This is a genomic window from Mycobacterium bohemicum DSM 44277 (assembly GCF_001053185.1).
GTDB lineage: Bacteria > Actinomycetota > Actinomycetes > Mycobacteriales > Mycobacteriaceae > Mycobacterium > Mycobacterium bohemicum.
On the sequence record NZ_CSTD01000003.1, the window covers coordinates 339,778 to 358,562 of the forward strand.

General features: G+C 69.2%; 13 protein-coding genes and 7 pseudogenes. 10 read left to right on the forward strand and 10 right to left on the reverse strand.

Annotated elements, in window-relative coordinates:
• Nucleotides 1-61: 61 nt before the first annotated feature.
• Both BN971_RS25875 and BN971_RS16135 read left to right on the forward strand, forming a co-directional pair.
• Nucleotides 62-469, forward strand: a pseudogene (locus tag BN971_RS25875) (PPE family protein); the annotation flags it as partial.
• 282 nt (nucleotides 470-751) lie between these two features.
• Nucleotides 752-1,809 (forward strand): annotated as a pseudogene (locus tag BN971_RS16135) (FMN-binding glutamate synthase family protein); the annotation flags it as partial.
• Here the strand turns inward: BN971_RS16135 and BN971_RS16140 are convergent.
• Together BN971_RS16140 and BN971_RS16145 are read right to left on the reverse strand one after the other, a co-directional pair.
• The gene (locus BN971_RS16140) at nucleotides 1,806-2,426 is read right to left on the reverse strand and encodes a DUF5994 family protein (protein WP_090350313.1); all 621 of its coding nucleotides are present in this window, start codon (nucleotides 2,424-2,426) and stop codon (nucleotides 1,806-1,808) included. The pseudogene BN971_RS16135 and the gene BN971_RS16140 overlap by 4 nt on opposite strands.
• Nucleotides 2,427-2,501: 75 nt before the next feature.
• Entirely contained in the window at nucleotides 2,502-3,248 is a 747-nt protein-coding gene (locus BN971_RS16145) for a cation transporting ATPase C-terminal domain-containing protein (RefSeq protein ID WP_090350315.1), read from the reverse strand.
• Here BN971_RS16145 and BN971_RS16150 point away from each other — a divergent pair.
• Nucleotides 3,168-3,722: pseudogene (locus BN971_RS16150) on the forward strand (zinc-binding dehydrogenase); the annotation flags it as partial. The gene BN971_RS16145 and the pseudogene BN971_RS16150 overlap by 81 nt on opposite strands.
• 55 nt (nucleotides 3,723-3,777) lie before the next feature.
• The gene (locus BN971_RS16155) at nucleotides 3,778-4,224 is read left to right on the forward strand and encodes an SRPBCC family protein (protein WP_085181160.1); all 447 of its coding nucleotides are present in this window, start codon (nucleotides 3,778-3,780) and stop codon (nucleotides 4,222-4,224) included.
• Between the two features lie 128 nt (nucleotides 4,225-4,352).
• On the opposite strand, the pseudogene BN971_RS16160 reads toward BN971_RS16155, so the two are convergent.
• Nucleotides 4,353-6,248: pseudogene (locus BN971_RS16160) on the reverse strand (cation-translocating P-type ATPase); the annotation flags it as partial.
• Nucleotides 6,249-6,405: 157 nt separating this feature from the next.
• Here BN971_RS16160 and phoU point away from each other — a divergent pair.
• The gene (gene phoU, locus BN971_RS16165; protein ID WP_085182106.1) at nucleotides 6,406-7,071 is read left to right on the forward strand and encodes a phosphate signaling complex protein PhoU; all 666 of its coding nucleotides are present in this window, start codon (nucleotides 6,406-6,408) and stop codon (nucleotides 7,069-7,071) included.
• On the opposite strand, the gene BN971_RS16170 is transcribed toward phoU, so the two are convergent.
• Nucleotides 7,065-8,384 carry an ABC transporter ATP-binding protein gene (locus BN971_RS16170; protein WP_085182171.1) on the reverse strand — a complete coding sequence of 440 codons (1,320 nt, stop codon included), beginning with the start codon at nucleotides 8,382-8,384 and terminating at the stop codon, nucleotides 7,065-7,067. The genes phoU and BN971_RS16170 overlap by 7 nt on opposite strands.
• 17 nt (nucleotides 8,385-8,401) lie before the next feature.
• On the reverse strand, nucleotides 8,402-10,150 hold the full coding sequence (locus tag BN971_RS16175) for an ABC transporter permease (RefSeq protein ID WP_085182105.1): 1,749 nt from the start codon (nucleotides 10,148-10,150) through the stop codon (nucleotides 8,402-8,404).
• A 216-nt stretch (nucleotides 10,151-10,366) separates the two neighbouring features.
• On the opposite strand from BN971_RS16175, the gene BN971_RS25880 reads away from it, so the two are divergent.
• Nucleotides 10,367-10,513 (forward strand): hypothetical protein, encoded by a 147-nt coding sequence (locus tag BN971_RS25880; RefSeq protein ID WP_249262747.1) that lies wholly within the window; start codon nucleotides 10,367-10,369, stop codon nucleotides 10,511-10,513.
• An 88-nt stretch (nucleotides 10,514-10,601) separates the two neighbouring features.
• A pseudogene (locus BN971_RS16185) lies at nucleotides 10,602-12,236 on the forward strand (sulfatase-like hydrolase/transferase); the annotation flags it as partial.
• A 330-nt stretch (nucleotides 12,237-12,566) separates the two neighbouring features.
• Here the strand turns inward: BN971_RS16185 and BN971_RS16195 are convergent.
• Complete coding sequence (locus BN971_RS16195) at nucleotides 12,567-12,902, reverse strand: DUF732 domain-containing protein (protein ID WP_085182102.1); 336 nt, start codon at nucleotides 12,900-12,902, stop codon at nucleotides 12,567-12,569.
• Nucleotides 12,903-13,034: 132 nt separating this feature from the next.
• Nucleotides 13,035-13,385, reverse strand: a complete 351-nt coding sequence (locus BN971_RS16200) for a DUF732 domain-containing protein (protein WP_085182101.1) — start codon at nucleotides 13,383-13,385, stop codon at nucleotides 13,035-13,037.
• Between the two features lie 205 nt (nucleotides 13,386-13,590).
• Between BN971_RS16200 and BN971_RS16205 the strand changes: the two genes are divergently transcribed.
• Nucleotides 13,591-14,538 carry an extracellular catalytic domain type 1 short-chain-length polyhydroxyalkanoate depolymerase gene (locus BN971_RS16205; RefSeq protein WP_085182100.1) on the forward strand — a complete coding sequence of 316 codons (948 nt, stop codon included), beginning with the start codon at nucleotides 13,591-13,593 and terminating at the stop codon, nucleotides 14,536-14,538.
• Between the two features lie 197 nt (nucleotides 14,539-14,735).
• Nucleotides 14,736-15,407: pseudogene (gene pstS / locus BN971_RS16210) on the forward strand (phosphate ABC transporter substrate-binding protein PstS); the annotation flags it as partial.
• A 3-nt stretch (nucleotides 15,408-15,410) separates the two neighbouring features.
• On the opposite strand, the gene BN971_RS16215 reads toward pstS, so the two are convergent.
• From BN971_RS16215 to BN971_RS16225, 3 genes and pseudogenes are all read right to left on the reverse strand, one after another.
• Complete coding sequence (locus tag BN971_RS16215) at nucleotides 15,411-15,671, reverse strand: DUF732 domain-containing protein (RefSeq protein ID WP_249262739.1); 261 nt, start codon at nucleotides 15,669-15,671, stop codon at nucleotides 15,411-15,413.
• 2 nt (nucleotides 15,672-15,673) lie between these two features.
• Nucleotides 15,674-17,416, reverse strand: a pseudogene (locus BN971_RS16220) (DEAD/DEAH box helicase); the annotation flags it as partial.
• A gap of 34 nt (nucleotides 17,417-17,450) precedes the next feature.
• Nucleotides 17,451-18,116: a TetR/AcrR family transcriptional regulator gene (locus BN971_RS16225; protein ID WP_085182097.1), complete on the reverse strand. Its 666-nt coding sequence runs from the start codon at nucleotides 18,114-18,116 to the stop codon at nucleotides 17,451-17,453.
• Between the two features lie 168 nt (nucleotides 18,117-18,284).
• Between BN971_RS16225 and BN971_RS16230 the strand changes: the two genes are divergently transcribed.
• Nucleotides 18,285-18,668, forward strand: coding sequence for a hypothetical protein (locus BN971_RS16230; protein ID WP_085182096.1), 384 nt, complete (start codon nucleotides 18,285-18,287; stop codon nucleotides 18,666-18,668).
• Nucleotides 18,669-18,785 lie beyond the last annotated feature (117 nt).

Below are 18,785 nucleotides of genomic sequence, written 5' to 3' on the forward strand. Positions count from 1 at the left end.
CGAGCTGCCGCGCCCGCCCTACGCCGGACGTTCAGTGGGGTAGCCCATGATGGATTTCGGCATGCTCCCCCCGGAGATCAGCTCGGCGCTGATCCACTCCGGGCCCGGTTCGGGCTCGCTGGTCGCGGCGTCGGACGTGTGGCAACAGCTCAGCATCGAACTCGAGCAGTCGGTCGCCGGCTACACCTCGACGCTGTCCCTGCTGGGCGCGGACTGGCGCGGCCCGTCCTCGCTGGCGATGGCCGACGCGGCCCAGCCCTACCTGGACTGGCTGACCGCGACCGCGGCGCAGTGCGAGCGCGTCGCCGCGTCGATGGAGGCCGTGGTGTCGGCGTTCGAGCTGACCCATTTCACGGTCGTGCATCCCGCGGTGGTCGCCGCCAACCGGGCGCGGCTCGCCGTCCTGCTCGCCACCAACTTCTTCGGGATCAACCTGCCGGCGATCGCCGAAACCGAGGCCGAATACATGGCCATGTGGGTCAACAACGCCGCCGCGATGTATCGGTACGCGGCCACGTCCGCGAGCGCCGTTGTGCCGCAGCAATTCTCGCCCCCACCCCCGATCGTGGACCCGGCGGGGACGGCCACCCAGGTCGCCGCGGTGCAGGCGGCGGCGGCCTCCCCGACGCCGGCGCAGTCGGTCATCGATCAAATCGGGTCGTTCTTCGAGTCTTTCCTCGGCACCCCGGGCGGCTTCAACCCCCAAGCCGGTTGGTTCCAATGGGCCAGCACCTGGGCAAACCAGGCGATCGCCGCCGGCGGATACCCGGTCAACATTCTCGGTGTCCTGGCGCAATTGCAGACCGCCGGCGGCTTCCAGTCGCTGGGAGGCGAGGTCGGCACGGGCCTGGCGGATGCCGGGGCCGACGCGGCGGCCACCGCAGCAACGACGACGGCACCTTCAGCCTCGATCGCCTCATCGACCGGGTCGCGGCCACGCCCGCCATCCGGGCCATCGAGATCAAGCTCAGCCAGGGCGCCAAGCCGGGCCTGGGCGGCATGCTGCCCGGCGCCAAGGTCACCCCGGAGATCGCCGCGATCCGCGGCATCGAGGTGGGGGTGGACTGCAAGAGCCCGGCCGGTCACTCCGCTTTCCGCGATGTGGACGGGCTGCTGGACCTGGTCGAGACCATCGCGGCCGAGACGGGACTGCCGGTGGGCATCAAGTCGGCGGTCGGGGAGGCGGCGTTCTGGCCCGAGCTGGCCGCGCGGATGGCGCGCACCGGCACCGGCGTCGACTTCGTGACGGTCGACGGCGGCGAGGGCGGCACCGGCGCGGCCCCGCTCGTCTTCACCGACCACGTGGCCCTGCCGTTCAAGTGGGCCTTCCCGCGCGTCTACGCCGCCTTCGCCGAGGAGGGCCTGCACCACGACGTGGTGTTCATCGGCTCGGCCAAGCTCGGCATCCCAGAGAACGCCCTGCTGGCGCTGGCCATGGGCTGCGACATGGTCAACGTCGCGCGCACGGCCATGTTCTCCATCGGCTGCATCCAGGCCCAGCGTTGCCACACCGGCCGCTGCCCGTCGGGCGTCGCCACCCAGTCGGTGTGGCTGCAGCACGGCCTCGACCCGGCGCTGAAGTCGGTGCGCTGCGCCAACTACCTGGCCACCCTGCGCTTCGAGCTGCTGTCCCTGGCCCGCGCCTGCGGGCATGTCCATCCGGCGCTGGTGCCGCTCGAGGCCATCGAGCTGCTCGACGTCGACCTGCGCACCGTGCAGGCAGACGACGTATTCGACTACAAGCCGGACTGGGGCTTGCCCGGCCCGGCGGACGTCGAGGCGATCACGGCGCTGATGGCGGCCGGCTAAGCCGTCATCGACTCGGGCGGCCGATGGCGCTCGCCCTGGCGGGACTCCGATATCCGGTTGCGCACGATGTGTTCGACCAGGATCGGGACGAACGCCTGCACGGGCGCGTCGACGAACTGCAGGGCGGCCTCCTCGCACCAGCGCTTGATCTGGGCGATCCGCTGCTCGTCGTCCAGTCCCTCGTGGGCGGCCAGCTTCGCGGCGACGTCGTCCACGGACCGGGCGACCCGCGTCGGACCGGCCGGCTCGGAGTCGGGCGCGCTCGACGCGGCCTGCTCCAGAGCCCGGCGGGCGACCTCCTGGCCGGCGTCGGCGCGGATGACGTGCAGGGTGAGATGCCGGCCGTCCTCCCCGATCAGGATGACGCTGGTGGGCTCGTCACTGGTGAAGGCGAGCAGTTCGACCGGCCGACCGTCGACGTCGGCCATCGGCGGGGTCTGCTCCCAGCCGTTGCGGCGGTAGCCCACCATCACCACCGGCGCCAGCCGGTCGGCCACCGACGTCAGCAGGGCCGGCAGCTCGGCGACCAGGTTGCTCGACCGCGGCCACCAGGCCCCGTCGACGTGCTCCGACGCGGTGCGATAAGGCTTGAGCCGCAAACGGTTTTCGTGTTCCATCTCTCCACCTGCTCGTCGGGGTACGCGCCAACGCTACGGTTATCACGGCCAGCCCGCGACCCGAGCGCCGCTCGGTTACGGCCCGGTTGACGGAACGTGAACAGTGTTCGCGGCCAACGGGTTTGGCAGGGCCCGCCGCCGCAGCGTTTCGGACGCGCGCAGCACCAGGCCGGGCGCCACCGCCGACACCGAAGTGGCCACCCCCGCCGCCAGCAGCCCCTGCCCCCACGCCAGCGGGTCCACCGGGGTGCAGCCGAACACCTGGCTGAGTCCCGGCGTGCTGACGACGACCACCAACGCCCCCAGCGAGCCGACCGTCGTCAGCACCACCAGCGGGGCGTGCGAGTCGACCAGCGTCTGGGCGAGCTGGGTGCTGACCAGCGCGATGAGCCCGACGGTCGCGGCGCGGCGCGGCGTCCCGGTGACGCTGGCCATCGCCCAGCCCAGCGTGGCGCCCATCGTGGTCGACGCGCCCCGGATCCCGATCGCCCGCCACATCGCCGCCTCGTCGCGGTCGACCTCGGCGGTGCCCGCCTGGGGGCTGACGGCCAGCGCGGCGGCGGGCAGCGCGTCGGTGAGCATGTTGACCAGCAGCATCTGGCGGGCGTTGAGCACCGAGTTGCCGGTCACGATCGTGGTGAGCAGCGCGAAGCAGACCTCACCGAGGTTGCCGCCCAGCAGCACCGACACCGCCGACTGCACGCGCCGCCACAGCTGCTGGCCCTCGTCGAGGGCGTCGAGCAGGGCGTCGGGATCGCGGCCATCCAGTTCGCCAAGGCCGCCGGGGCCCAGGTGCACGGCACCGCGTCGCCGGGCAAGCACGCCAAACTGGCGGAGCTGGGCGTCGACCGCGCCATCGACTACCGGCGCGCCGGCTGGTGGAAGGGCCTCGAGCCCTACGACATCGTGCTCGACGCGCTCGGCGGCACATCGCTGCGCCGGTCCTATCGCCTGCTTCGGCCGGGCGGAAGGCTTGTGGCGTACGGGATTTCGAACCTCCAGCAGGGCGAGACGCGGTCGCTGCGCACGGCGGCACCGCACGCCCTGGCGATGCTGCGCGGATTCAACCTGATGGACCAGCTCTCGGACTCCAAGGCCGTGATCGGAATCAACATGCTCCGGCTGTGGGACGACCGCGGCACCCTCGGGCCGTGGATCGCGCCGCTGGCCGAGGCCATGCACGACGGCACCGCCTCCCCCATCGTGCACGCGGCGGTGCCGTTCGCCGAGGCGCCCGAGGCGCACCGGATCCTGGCGGCGCGGGAAAACGTCGGCAAGGTCGTGCTGGTGCCGTAGCGCGACCGGCATTCGGGTCCGTTTCGGGCGCGGCGCAACGGCTATGTTCAGTCGCATGGCTGTCACCGAGTCCCGCGAGGTCGTCATCGAGGCGACCCCCACCGAGGTCATGGATGTGCTGTTCGATCTCGAGTCGCTGCCCGAGTGGTCCTCGGTGCACCAAAAGGTCGACATCCTCGAGCGGGACGACGAGGGGCACCCGACCAAGTCCCGGCAGGTCGTCAAGCTCGTGGGCTTCACCGAAGAGCAGGTGCTGTCCTACACCGTGCACGACGACGGGGTGAGCTGGACGCTGGACCACGCCAAACAGCAACGGGCGCAAGAGGGTAAGTACACGCTGACCCCCGACGGGGACTCCACCCGCGTCCGGTTCGACCTGACCGTCGACCTCCTGATGCCGGTCCCGGGCTTTCTGGTCAAGCGCGGCGCGAAGAGCCTGATGGACACCGCCACCAAGGGCCTGCGCAAGCGGGTTCTGGAAGTGAGCAAGGGCGCGAGTTAGCGGGTCGGCAAACCGCCCTTTCGTCGGGCTGTGCGGTGGGCGACACTTTTCTCATGGACACCCGGATACGTGTGCTCGGCTCTGCCGCGGCGCTCGCCCTGGCGCTGGTCGCGGCCGGCTGCGGCGGTGGCGAAAATCCTTCTGCCCGTTGCCACCCCGGTGGCGAGCACACCGAGGTCCTTCTCCAGCAACACCACGTCGGCCGCGTCCTTGGCCACGTCGGCGGCGGTGTCGACGGAGATGCCGACGTCGGCAGCGTGCAGCGCGAGCGCGTCGTTGACCCCGTCGCCGAGGAATCCCACCGATCTCCCGGTGCGGCGGGCGGCGGTGACCAGGCGCGCCTTCTGCTCCGGCGAGATGCGGGCGAAGATGCTGTTGTGCTGCGCGGCGTCAGCGAATTCCTCGTCGCCGAGAAGCTCCAGCTGCGCGCCGGTGATCGTCCCTTTGGAGGCCAAACCCAGATCCGCGCAGACCTTTTCGGCGACCTGCGGGTTGTCTCCGGTGGCGATCTTCACCTCGATGGCCAGATCGGCGAGCCTGGCGAGGGATTGCCGGGCGGCGGATTTCGGTTCGTCGGCGAAGACGCAGAACCCGGTCAGCGTCAATTCGGCCTCGTCGTCGGGGGTGATGGTGGCGAGCTGCGGCGCGGGCTTGACCGCCACCGCGATCACCCGGCGCCCGGCCGCGAACAGGGCGCTCAGGGTCTGTCGCGCGTCCTGCGGCGTGTCCGGGCAGCGGGCCAGGACCTGCTCGGGCGCGCCCTTGACCACCAGAAGCCGTTTCCCGCGGTCGTCGACCAGTGCCGAGGTCGCTCGGCGGGTGTGGTCGAACGGTAGAAACGCCAGTCGGGTGGCATCGTCGCCGACGAGATGCCGCGCATCCGCGTGGTCCCAGAGCGCGACATCCAACGCGTTGGTTGCCGCACCGCCGGCGGCGAGATCGCCGTCGGACGCCAGCAGCGCCAGGCGCAGCACCGAGTCGGCGTGTTCGCCGGACGGGTTGACGGCGTCGACCAGGCTGATGCGGCCCTCGGTCAGGGTGCCGGTTTTGTCGGTGATCAGGATGTCGATGTCGCCGAAGTCCTCGATGCACACCAGCCGTTTCACCAGCACCTTGGCCTTGGCCAGCTGCCGGGAGCCCGTCGCCAGGCTGGTGCTGACCACGGCGGGCAGCAGCTGAGGCGTGATGCTCACCGCGATGGCGAGCGCGAACAGCGCCGAGTTGATCAGCGGCCGGTGCAGCATCAGGTTGGTGACCAGGATCAGGACGGTCAGGGCGACCGCGACCCGCAGCAACAGATACGAGAACCGGCGAAGACCGGCCTGAAAGTCGGTCTCGGGCTGCCGTTCACCCAACCCGGCGGCGATGCGGCCGAATTCTGCGCGGTCGCCGGTGGCATAGGCGACTGCCAGGCCCTCGCCCGCGCTCACGACCGTGCCCATGAACGCGAGGTCGGTCATGTCGGTCAGGGCTGCGTCGGCCGGTACCGGCTCCGGTGACTTCTCCGAGCCGGTGGATTCCCCGGACAGGATGCTTTCGTCGCATTCCAGCGCCGCGGTCTCGATCAAGCGGACGTCGGCGGGCACCGCCTGGCCGAGCGAGAGGCGAATGACATCACCGGGCACGACGTCGCGGACGTCGATATCGGCGAAGCTCCCGTCGCGCCGAACGATCGCGGTGTGGCGGATGCGGGAATGCAGGGCCGCCGCGGCCTGCTCCGCGCGGTACTCGTTGAAGAACCCCAGTCCGATGCTGGCGGCCAAGATGGTGCCGATGATCAAAGCCTGGCTATGGTCGCCCAGTGCGTACGACAGCACAGCGGTGACGGCCAACAGGATCAACACCGCGTTCTTGAGCTGACGGGCCAGCACCGCGAGCGCGCTGACGCGATGGATGTGGATTGCGTTGGGGCCGTGACTTTCCAAACGTTCGACGGCCTCGGCGCTCGACAGTCCGTCGGCCGAGCTGTCGAGCCAATCCAAAACCGCCTCGACTCCGGCGGCCGACACCGCATGAGCGGTCAGCGGTTCGCGGATCGCCGGAACGGGCACCACCGCAGATTAGCGGCAACGTCGTCGCCCGGCAGGGGCCGTTCAGGCCCCCGTTCGGGAGGCTTTCGTCACTTGGCAAGCCGGCGGAAATTCTCTAGCGTGTGACGCGCGCCATGACGAGAGGCTTGCGATGCGAACGGCTTACCACCAGCAGATCGCCGATCTGACCACGCAACTCGGCGAGATGTGCGGCCGGGCCGGGGAGGCGATGAAGCGCGCGACGCAGGCCCTTCTGGAGGCGGACGCCGACGCCGCCGAGCAGGTGATCGGTGGCCATGAAGAGCTGGTCGAGATGCGCGCGCGCGCCGAAAAGGACGCGTTCGATCTGCTGGCGCTGCAGCAGCCGGTGGCCGGCGACCTGCGGGCGATCTTCAGCGCCATCCAGGTGATCGCCGACACCGAGCGGATGGGCGCGCTGGCCGTGCACGTGGCCAAGATCGCCCGGCGCGAGCATCCGAAGCAGGTGCTGCCCACCGAGGTGCGGGCGTTCTTCGCCGACATGGCGGACGTCGCAATCGCCATGGGGGAGAGCGCAAAACAGGTGCTGATCTCCCGCGACCCGCGGCACGCCGCCCAGCTTCACCAGCAGGACGACGCCATGGACGACCTCTACCGGCAGCTGTTCCGCGTCGTGCTGGATGACGCCTGGCCGCACGGCACCTCCGTGGCCGTCGAAACCGCCCTGCTCGGACGCTTTTACGAGCGCTTCGCCGACCACGCCGTCGAAGTCGGGCGGCGCGTCATCTTCATGGTCACCGGGGTGCTGCCCGCCGCGGACGAGATCTCCACCTACTGATCGGGCGTGGGCGTCACCAGCGTCGCGTTGGGATCGGCCGTGATCTGGTCGGTATCGGCGTTGTAGTCAAAGAGTTCGGCGTAGCGGCCCCAGCCGATCGCGATGTCGAGTTGCCGCTGGGCGTTCTGGGGATTGAACCCCTGCTGGAGGATGTCGAGGAAGAATCCGGCGCGCAGGTTGCCGTCGGGGCAGTCGTGCAGTGCGTGACAGATGGTGCGCACCAGCGGTGCGCGGGTGCGCGCCTGCTGGGCGAAGATCTGCTTGCTGGTTTGGATGTCGGCGACAGTGAAATCCCTTCCGGTAGATGTTAATTCGAGGTTTGCGCCGCTGACATGCATGAAGTCGAGCAGGGCTGTGGCGTCCACCAGCGGCAGCAGGTCTTCGGCGGCAATGCCCAAATCGGCTGCGATGTGCGGGATGTCGGCGCGCCCACCCTTGCCGTATACGATTTCGACCAGGCCGGCCAGCCCGCCGACGGTGGCTCTGGGTAGCGGGTGGCTGGAGGGTGTGGCGGAGCCGGATTCGACGAGCGTGGTGGCCGGTCCGGTGCCGGTCAGCAGCTCATAGAGTTTGTCGACGAGCGCTTCAAAGGACGGGGAACGGCGGTCGCGGGGGCGTTCCAGCTCGATGGGGAATTCGGCCAGTATGCGGCCGGGATTGCTGGCCAGCACAATAACGCGGTCGGCCAGCACGATCGCCTCTTCGATGTTGTGGGTGACCAGGCAGATGGCCTTGGTGGGGAATTCCTGGCCGGTCCACAGAGTCATCAGCTCGTTGCGCAGGTTTTCGGCGGTAAGGACGTCGAGCGCGGAGAAGGGCTCGTCCATCAGCAGCAGGTCGGGTTGCAGCACCAGCGCGCGGGCGAATCCGACGCGCTGGCGCATTCCACCGGAAAGCTCCTTGGGATAGGCGGATTCGAAGCCGTCCAGCCCGATCAGATCGATTACCTCCACCGCGCGCTTACTCCGTTCGGCGGGAGGCATTTTGCGTGCCGCAAGGCCGAGCTCGACATTCTTTTGTACGGTCAGCCAGGGCATCAGGGCGAAGTTCTGGAACACCATCGCCGTGCCCGGGTTGGCGCCGGTCAGTTCGGCACCGTCGTAGCGCGCCACGCCGCTGGTGGGTCCGACGAGCCCGGCGATGACGCGCAGCAGCGTCGACTTGCCGCACCCGGAACGACCCAGCAGCGCGACGACTTCCCCGGCACGGATGTCGATGTTGATGTCATCGAGAACCTTCAGCTCACCGCCGTCGGGTTTGCTGAAGCTCTTGCTCACGTGCTCGAGTTGGACGATCACGTCGTTTGGGGCCATCGGAACCTCCGTCACGATCAGGATAGGGAGAAGCGCCGCTCGGACAGGCGGTAGAGGCGTTGCCACAGAACGATGTTCATCGTCACGACATAGAAGCTCATCGCGATCACGCCGATGAGCAGCCGCGGGGCGTCGCCGACGGCGGTGGCATGCGTGATGTAGGAGCCCAAACCGACAGCCGACAGCGTGGTGCCGTGGTACTGCACGACCTCGGCGACAATGGACGCGTTCCACGCGCCGCCGGCGGCGGTGATGCCGCCGGTGACGTAGCTGCCGAAGATTCCCGGCAGTATCAGGGTGCGCCACTTCAGCACGGTGGGCAGGCGCAGGCTGGAGGCGGCGTCGCGAAGCTCGGTGGGAATGGAGGTCGCCCCAGCGATGACGTTGAACAGGATGTACCACTGAGTGCCCAGCGCCATCAGCAGGGTGCCGCCCCAGTTGATGCTGATTCCGGTGGCCAGGAGCAGGGCGGTGAACACCGGAAACAGGAAGTTCGCCGGAAACGACGCCAGCACTTGGACGACCGGCTGAGCGAAGCGGGTTACCTTGGGATTCAATCCAATCCATACTCCAATCGGCACCCAGATCAACGTCGATGCGACCACCACCACCACGACACGGGCGAAGGTGGCCAAGCCGAGCAGCGCGGCGTGGCCGACCTCGGCGAAGCCGACGCTGCCGGCAATGTACTCGACCACCCGTAAAGCGCCGTAGCCCAAGACGATAGCCAAAGCGAGAACGAAAACGGCGTCACCGATACGGCGGCGCACGGTCGACGCTTTCAGCGGCCCCCCGGTCATGCCGAAGATCGCCGTGGCCCGGTCGACCGGGTAGACCAGCCGGCCGAGCGGGCGGGCGACGATGCCGGGGACGCGGGAGCGACGCAGGACGTCGAGCGTCACGCTTCGCGGTGCCTCGATAGCCTCGGATTCTTCGATGCGGAATCGTTCGGACCATGCCGTCAGCGGACGCCAGAACAGCGCGTTGACCCCGATGATCACGACGATCATCGTCACGATCGCAAGCAGGACCCGAACGAGGTTTCCCTGGTCGCTGGCGGCCGCGACGTAGGCGCCGATCCCGGGCAGGGCGAACCTGTGGTTGTTGACGCTCAAGGCTTCTGACGCGGTCAGGAAGAACCAGCCGCCGCCGAAACTCATCATGCCGTTCCAGACCAGCGGAATCACCCCGCTCGGGAGGTCGACCCGCCAGAACCGCTGCCAACGTGACAGCCGCAGCAGCCTGGATGCCTCGTCCAGATCGCGGGGCTGGGTGATCAGGGACTGGTAGAACGCGAACGTCATGTTCCAGGCCTGCGAGGTGAAGATCGCGAATATCGACGCGCATTCCAAACCCAGCAGCGAGCCGGGGAACAATGCGATGAACCCGGTGATGGTGATCGCCAGAAACCCGAGCACCGGCACGGATTGTAGGAAGTCCAGCAGCGGGATCAGCACCTTTTCGGCGCGGCGGGAGCGGGCCGCCGCGGTGGCATAAAAGAACGTGAAAACAAGCGACAAGCCCAGCGCCGCGAACATCCGCAACAGCGAGCGGGCGGCGTAGTACGGCAGGTTAGCCGGGTCGGTGGACACCGACGAGGGTGCGCTGGGCACCGTCCACGGCACTGCCGTTCCGCGGCCGACGCGCACCACCAACCACAGCAGCACTGCGGCGCCGACGAACACGGCGACGTCGGCGGCCCAGTTGCGTCCCGGTCGCGCCGCCACCGCCACACCCCGGCCGGGGAATGTGCGAACCACCGTCATCCGCGCACCCTCCAATACAAGTGGGATGCTCACGATTCCCGTTGAGCCCGGGCCCATCGTGGCGCAAGGGACGCATTTGCACCACCCGGGTACCCGTCCGGGGCTCAGCGGGTGAATCGGCGGTGAACAAACACCCGGGGAGCCCTTCGAGGTCTATATTTACCGACCGGCCCGTTCATCTGACGGGCCGCGGTCCGCCCAACAGGGAGTCTCGCCATGAGCGAAGAGCACGCGCTGGTCATCGTCGCCGGCTACCAGGATCTCGATTTGGCCCGCCGCGACTTCGGCACCCTCGCCGAACGGACCGAGGGCAAGCAGATCCCGCTGCGCGGCGCGGTGTTGGTGGGCACGGTCAGGGCGTAGGAACTCGCGCCCGCGTTGAGGGTCTGCACGAACTGGTTGTGGAAGGTGGCCGCCTGGGCGGTCAAAGCGTTGAACTCTTGGGCGTGGGTACCGGGGCCAGTTCGACGAGGGCTGGGACGTCTACCGCCGCAAGACGTTCGAACGCCAGAAGGAACTCGGGATCATCCCGCCCGACACCGAGCTCACCGAGCGGCCCGACCTGTTCCCGGCGTGGGAGCGCCTCTCGGACACCCAGAAGAAGCTGTACGCCCGGCAGATGGAGGTGTTCGCCGGGTTCTCCGAGAACGCCGACTGGAATGTCGGCCGGCTGCTCGACGCGATCGAGGACCTCGGCGAATCCGACAACACGCTGGTCTTCTACATCTGGGGCGACAACGGCGCCAGCATGGAAGGCACGGTCACCGGCTCGTTCAACGAGATGACGTTCCTCAACGGCGTGGTGCTCGACGCCGATCACCAGCTGAAGCTGATCGAGCAGTACGGCGGGATCGAGGCGCTGGGCAACGAGCACACCGCGCCGCATTTCGCCTCCGCGTGGGCGCACGCGAACAACACCCCGTTCCAGTGGGGCAAGCAGATGGCCAGCCACCTCGGCGGTGCCCGTGACCCCATGGTGGTCGCCTGGCCGGCCCGGATCCGTCCGGACGCCCGGTTGCGGTCGCAGTTCACCCACTGCATCGACGTGGTGCCAACGGTGTTGGAGGCCATCGGTTTACCGGCGCCGACCCACGTCGACGGCATCGAACAGGAGGCCATGGACGGCACCAGCTTCCTGCACACCTTCGCCGACGCTGACGCCGAGGAGCGTCACACGGTGCAGTACTTCGAAATGTTCGGCAGCCGAGCCATTTACGAGGACGGCTGGTGGGCGTGCACCCGGCTGGACAAGGCGCCGTGGGACTTCTCCCCGGAGACGCTGCAGCGGTTCGCGCCCGGCAGGTACAACCCCGACGACGACGTGTGGGAGCTGTACTACCTGCCCGACGACTTCTCCCAGGCCAGGAACCTCGCCGCGGAGCGCCCGGACAAGGTCGCGGCGCTCACGCGCAGGTGGTGGGAGGAGGCCGAACGCAACCGGGTGCTGCCGCTGCTCGGGGGTGTGGCGGTGATGTTCGGCAACCTGCCGCCGCTACCGACCACCACCCGGTTCTCCTTCAAGGGCGACGTGCAGAACATCCAGCGCGGCACGGTGCCCAGGATCTTCGGCCGCTCGTATGAGATCGAGGCGCGGCTGCACGTCCCGGACGAGGGCGCGCAGGGGGTGATCGTCGCCAACGGCGACTTCATCGGCGGGTTCGCGCTGTGGGTCGATGAGCGGCAGCGCCTGCACCACACCTACTCCTACCTCGGCGTGGACACCTACAAGCAGGTGTCCACCGAGCCGATCCCGACCGGCGACGTGACCGTGCGGGCGCTGTTCGAATCCGATCAGCCGCTCCCGGGTTCGGGCGGGCGGCTGACCCTGTGGGCCGACGACACCCTGATCGGCGAGGGCCGGATGCCCAATACGGTGCCGATGGCCTTCACCTCGTACGCCGGGATGGACATCAGCCGCGACAACGGGCTGGTCGTAGACCTCGACTACGAGGACCGGGCGCCGTACGCGTTCACCGGAACGGTCAAAGAGGTGGTGTTCGACCTGAAACCCGTCGCCGGGGAGGCGGAGCTGGCGCTGCACGAGCACGCGTCGGTCCAGGCCATCGGCCACGGCGCGGCCGGCTGAGACGACCGGCCCGGGCTACTGAAAGGGGGAGGCCGCGGGCAGGCTCGACAGGCCCTGCCGGATTCCCTGGTTCACCCTGTCGGTGCGGACCGGGCTGTCGGCCGGGGCGACGTCGGCGCAGCCGCAGCTGAGTACACCGAAGACGCTGGGATCGGCGGCGGCGGGGGCGGCCAAGCCGAGACAAGTACCGAAAACGATTGCGCTGCTTAGTATTGCCTTACTTATCAAGTGCAGTTCTCCGTAATAGGTGACACGCAACATGATACGGGCGGCCGGAAACCGGAGGGTTAACGCCGACGTTGCAATCAGGTCAGCGGGGTTGCGATCACGTTACGAGGCGTACTTGGGGCAGTACGTGCGAATGGCGGCGCCGACGAAGAACCCGGCGTGGTACCCGTCGAGGTTGCTGTTGCCCTGCACGGTCGACGCCACCTGCGCGGGGGTTTTGCCGTTGTCGAGTTCGTCGCAGACCTCGTGGGCCGCGACGAGCGCCTTGTCCGGGGATCCGAATTTGATGCCCTTGGACTTCAGCGCCGACAGGAAGGAGTCATCGACCGCGTCGGCGTGCGCGACGCCGTCAAGCGGGCCCAGCAACAACCCCGCGGCCAGCACCAGGCACGCCGCCGCGCGGGCAGGCAGGCCCCCGATGACGCCGTTGCTGGTCATTAAAACTCCCGTGGAACAAAACCGCCACCGAGGTGCGGCGGCGGTCGAGGCGACTTGCCATTTTACGTTCCCCGGCGGGGGACGTCTCAGAGTTGTCAAGCGGCTGTCACGCGGGTCTCCCCGGACCGGCCGTCAGGACGGGATGTCGGCGTATTTCGGGCAGTACGCGCGTTCGGCCACGGCGACGAAGTAACCGGCGTTGTCGCCGTCGAGCGTGCTGCTGTTCATCACGTCGGTCGCGACCTGCTCCTGGGTCTTGCCCATGCCGAGCTGGTGACAGACCAGATGACCGGCGGCGATGGCGGATTGGTTCGTCTCGTGGACGATCCCGTGCGCCTTGAGCGCTGCGATGAACTCGTCGTCGACGACGTCGGCGCGGGCGGCGGGAGCCGCTCCGAGAGGGGCGAGCAGTGCGCCCGCCATCAGCGGGCCGGCGGCCAGCAAGGCCAGGCGGCCAGGCTTACGGATACGGATGCTGGTCATGTGTGTCCCCGCTGCGATAGAAGCGTGATTGCTTTGTCGCCTCTAAGTGTTGCGCCGAAAGTGGCCGGCAGGTTAAGACGGGTTTCCCATCAGGCGACGTCGACATTGCCAACGTACCAACTTTGCGCTAGGTTCCGCCGCGGGCCACCGTCGTTCACCGGAGGGCCCTCGTCGATTCACCAGGCCGATCGGTAATTTGACTCCCGTGTCCAACGCGCGATGGTTGTGCCTCGCCGTCTCGGCGGTGTGCGCGGCGATCTGCGCGGCCTCGCCGGCGCTTCTCGCCGGCTGCGGCGCCCGCCACGTCTCGGCGTCGAGCGCCCGAGACATTGCCGGCACCTTCCGCGCGGACGGCATGGACCGGACGTACCGCCTGCACGTACCGCCCGGCAATCCGGTGGGGCTGGTGCTCAGCCTGCATGGTGGCGGCGGCACCGGGGTCGGGCAGCAGGGCCTGACCGACTTCGACGCGGTCGCCGACGCCCACGCCCTGCTGGTGGCCTATCCCGATGGCTACGACAAGAGCTGGGCCGACGGTCGCGGCGCGTCGCCCGCCGATCGCCGCCACGTCGACGACGCGGGTTTCCTCGTCGCGCTCGCGGGCAGGCTCGCGACCGACTACGGCGTCCCCGCCGGGCACGTGTTCGTCACCGGAATGTCCAACGGGGCGTTCATGTCCAACCGCCTGGCGTGCGAGCACGCCGACGCGTTCGCCGCGGTCGCGGCGGTGGCCGGGACGCTGGGCGCGGGCGTGGGCTGCAACCCGTCGCGGCCGGTGTCGGTCCTGGCGGCGCACGGCACCGCCGACCCGCTGGTCCCGTTCAACGGCGGGGAGGTGCGTGGCCGCGGCGGGGTGAGCCACGCGATCTCGGCCCGCGGCATGGTGGACCGCTGGCGTTCGGTCGACGGGTGCCAGGGCGATCCGTCGGTGCAGCCGCTGCCCGGCGCCGGCGACGGCACCCTCGTGCGCCGATTCGATTGGGCGTCGTGTGCGGCGTCCACGGAGGTGGTCTTCTACCAGATCGACAGCGGCGGGCATACCTGGCCGGGCGGCAAGCAGTACCTGCCGAAGGCGATCATCGGCGCCACCGCCCGCGGGCTGGACGCCTCGGAGGTGATCGCGCAGTTCTTCCTGGCGCACGCCAGGGACTAGCGGGCGACCAGCGGTGTACGGGCGGCGAACGGCAGTTGAACGCCCGGCGCCACGGGCTTGAGGTTGTTAGCATGCCTCATGCTCGGAGGAATCGGGTTGAGGCTCAGGCGATTCGGCGCCGTCCTGGTTGCCGTGGCCACCGTTGCGGCCGCGGCGGCGGCGTGCGGCGGCGACAACGACGCGACCGGGACGAGCACGACGGCGCCACTGCGGCAAGGATCTTCAACGGGGCCATCCCCGCGTGGAACGACGGCGCGATCGCGGCCCTGAACCCCGGCGTCCCGCTGCCGGCCGAGCCGATCCGGGTCATCTTCCGCAGCGACGAGTCCGGCACCACGGACAACTTCCAGCGCTACCTGGACAGCGCGTCCAACGGCGCGTGGGGCAGGGGCGCCGGCAAGACGTTCACCGGCGGCGTGGGCGAGGGCGCCAAGGGCAACGACGGCGCGGCCGCCGCCGTCAAGGCCACCGAGGGGGCCATCACCTACAACGAATGGTCGTTCGCGACCGCGCAACACCTGAGCATGGCCAGAATCATCACGTCGGCCGGACCCGAGCCGGTGGCCGTCAGCGCGGATTCGGTGGGCAAGACGATCTCGGCGGCCTGGTTCATCCGCGACGGCAACGACCTGGCCCTCGACACGATCTCGTTCTACCGGCCCAACCAGCCCGACGCCTACCCGATCGTGCTGGCCACCTACGAACTGGTGTGCTCGAAATACCCCGACCCGCAGGTCGGCGCGGCAGTGCGGGCGTTCCTGCAGAGCACGATCGGCGGCGGCCAGAATGGCTTGGCGGACAACGGTTACATCCCCGTCCCGCCCGAGTTCAAGTCACGGTTGTCGAAGGCGGTCGACGCGATTTCCTGACGCTCAGGACGCGCTGTGGTAGCGCGGGCAGTACGCGGCGACGCTCGCGCCGACGAAGAATCCCGCGCGGTAGCCGTCGAGCTGGCTGTTGGTCATCACCTCGGTCGCGACGTCGGACTTCTGCTTGCCCAGGTCGAGTTCGTCACAGACCTCGTGGCCGGCGATGAGCGCGGCCTGCGGCGACGCGAAGTTGATGCCCTTGGCCTTCACCGCGTTCAGGAACGCGTAGTCGACGGCGTCGGCGTGCGCGGTCGCGGCCGCCACGGCCGCCAGCTGGTGGCGCCCAGCGAGATGACGTCGCCGGGCCGCGACTCGTAGACCATCTCCTCGTCGAGTTCGCCCACCCGCGAGGGCTTTTCGGGGTCGGTGGCGAGGTAGACGGTGAACATGCCCCGGTCCGGGATCGCCCCGCCGGAGGTGACGGCCAGCCGCTGCGCGCCGGGCCGCGCGGTCAGCGTGCCGGCATCGCGGTCGTAGACGAGCCGCGGGCGCAGTTCCGCGAAGTCGGTGGACGGATACTTGCCCGCCAGCAGGTCCAGGGTGGCCTCGTAGACGCTGCGCGGCAGGGTCGCGAACGGGGCGGCCCGCCGCACGGTGTCGAACCACCGGTCGGCGTCCAGCGGCTCGAGCGCGGCCGCCGCCACCGTGTGCTGCGCCAGGATGTCCAGCGGGTTGGCCGGCACCCGCATCGTCTCGATCTGGCCGGCCAGCATCCGCTGCACGGTCACCGCGCAGCCGATGAGGTCGGTGCGGTGCTTGGGGAACAGCACCCCCCGGGAGACCTCGCCGACCTGGTGGCCGGCCCGGCCGATCCGCTGCAGCCCGCTGGCGACCGACGGCGGCGCCTCGACCTGGATCACCAGGTCCACCGCGCCCATGTCGATACCCAGCTCCAGGCTGGACGTCGCCACCACGGCCTTGAGCAGCCCCCGCTTTAGGTCGTCCTCGACCAGGGCGCGCTGCTCCTTGCTGACCGAACCGTGGTGGGCGCGCGCGAGCACCGGGTCCGCGCCGTAGGTCTGGCCGCTGCCCATGATGTGCGCCGGCGCGCCGCCCGGCACCCCGGGATTGGCGTCGGTGGTCAGGGTCTGGCCGCAGCGCTCGGCGTGGATCTCGTTGAGCCGGGCCGTGAGCCGCTCGGCGAGCCGCCGGGAGTTGGCGAACACGATGGTCGAGTTGTGCGACTCGATCAGGTCGACCAGGCGGGCCTCGACGTCGGGCCAGATGCTGTTGTTCTCCAGGTTCGCCATGTCCGGCACCGGCACCTGCACGCTGAGCTCGACCGTCTTGGACGACGCCGGGGCCACGATCGTGGTGGGGTGCCGGCCGGACAGGAACCGGGCCAGCTCCTCGGGCGGACGCACGGTGGCCGACAACCCGATGCGCTGCGCGGGCCGCCCGCCCCGCAGCTCGTCGAGGCGCTCGAGCGAAAGCGCGAGGTGCGCGCCCCGCTTGCCGGCGGCGATGGCGTGGATCTCATCGACGATCACCGTCGCCACGCCGGCCAGGGTCTCCCGCGCGGCCGAGGTCAGCATCAAAAACAGCGACTCCGGGGTGGTGATCAGCACGTCGGGGGGGCGGGCGATGAGCTGGCGGCGCTGGGCCGGCGGGGTGTCGCCGGACCGGACGCCGACGCTGATGGCGGGCGGGGGCACGCCGTGCCGGGCGGCCACCCGGGTGAGCCCGGCCAGCGGGGTGCGCAGGTTGCGCTCGACGTCGACCGCCAGCGCCTTGAGCGGGGAGACGTAGAGCACGCGGGTGCCCGCCGGCGCGTCGGCGGAGCCGGCGAGGGACGCGAGCGAATCCAGGGCCCACAGGAAGGCCGCCAGGGTCTTGCCCGAGCCGGTGGGCGCGATCACCAGGGTGTTCTTCCCGTCGGCGATGGCGTCCCACGCCTGCGCCTGCGCGGTGGTCGGCGCGGCGAAGGTGCCCTCGAACCACTCCCGGGTGATGCGGCCGAAACGGCGCAGTGGATCGGGAGGCGGCGGGGAACCGCGGCGAGCGTTCACCCCCCCATGGTGCCAACCGGTGCCGACACGAGCCTTACAGTCGCGCGGTGGCCATCGCCCCGGCCAGCTCCTCCGGGATCTCCGGCACGCGGGCGATGGCGTCCAGCAGGGCGTGCGCGCAGGCGTCGGCCAGCCGGTCGGCGTCGGTCGTGGGGTCGATGATGCGCTGGCGGCACACCTCGAAGGTGAACGAAAGCCAGCCGCTGAGGATCACCCGCAGGTCCCGCTCGACGTCGGGCTGCAGGGCCCGGTTGTCCTGCATGCCGCTGACCACCTCGGCGATCCGGGACATGATGTGTTCCATTTGGCGGTTCTTGGCTTCCTCGTCGATCCCGAGCAGGACCGGGTCGGACCGGCCGAGGCCCACGTACGCCGCCCACGCCGCCTCCGGGTTCTGCTCGTGATAGGCCATGTAGGCCAGCACCCCGGTGCGGATCTCCTCGAACATCGTCATGCCCGCGGGCGGGGGGTTGTTGGTGGCCTCGTACAAACGGTCGGCCTCGTCCTTCACGACCGCCGCGAAGAACGCCCGCTTGTCGGGAAAGTAGTGGTACATCAGGGCCCGCGAGACCCCGGCGCGTTCGGCTATCTCGTCGATGCGGACCTCGTCATAGGGTCGTTTCCCAAAGACTTCTGCCCCCAACGCGAGCAGCTCGGCACGGCGATCCTCGGGGGATAGCCGCCTTCTAGCTGTCGGCATGTGTCAGATAGTACTCACCGAGGTTAAGGGCGGTTTGTCTCGGCAGTGGGCCGGGTGGGCAACCGTGAAATTCCCCTGGCGTGAGTTCACCTGGCGCGGTAACTTTTTCCACCCGGAACCCGATGCACTACACGGCAGCGCTGGTCGGGAGTATTCGAGGGGCAGGGGATGCAGAGGGCAGGTGAGCGATCGCCGGGCGATCACCTCGGGCGCGAGGACCGCGAGGTGCACGCCGCCGTGAGGTTCGCCGTGCTGGCGGCGGCCGCCGGGCTCGGGTTCTTGATCCTGGCCGCCTTGTGGGTCAGCACCTGCCCCGGGACCAGCGTCGACACGGCGGCCTGCGGCGCACCGCAGCGCGCGCTGCTGGCCCTCGGCAGTCCGGTGATTCTGTTCGTCGCCGGGCTGTGGGCGTTCCTGCGCACCTATCGGGTGTGGAAGGCCGAGGGCACCTGGTGGGGATGGCAAGGGGCCGGCTGGTTCCTGCTCACGTTGATGGTGCTGACCGTGTCCATGGGCGTCGCGCCCATCGCCGGGCCCGCGCTGACGGGTTAGCGTTCAGCCGCGGGAAATCCGGCGGTTACCGCGCTTACCGAGTGGGTATCAGGTGTAGACCATGATGAGTGCCCTCAAGGTCTTGCCAGCGAGATCAGACGCCGACATCGACGTCCG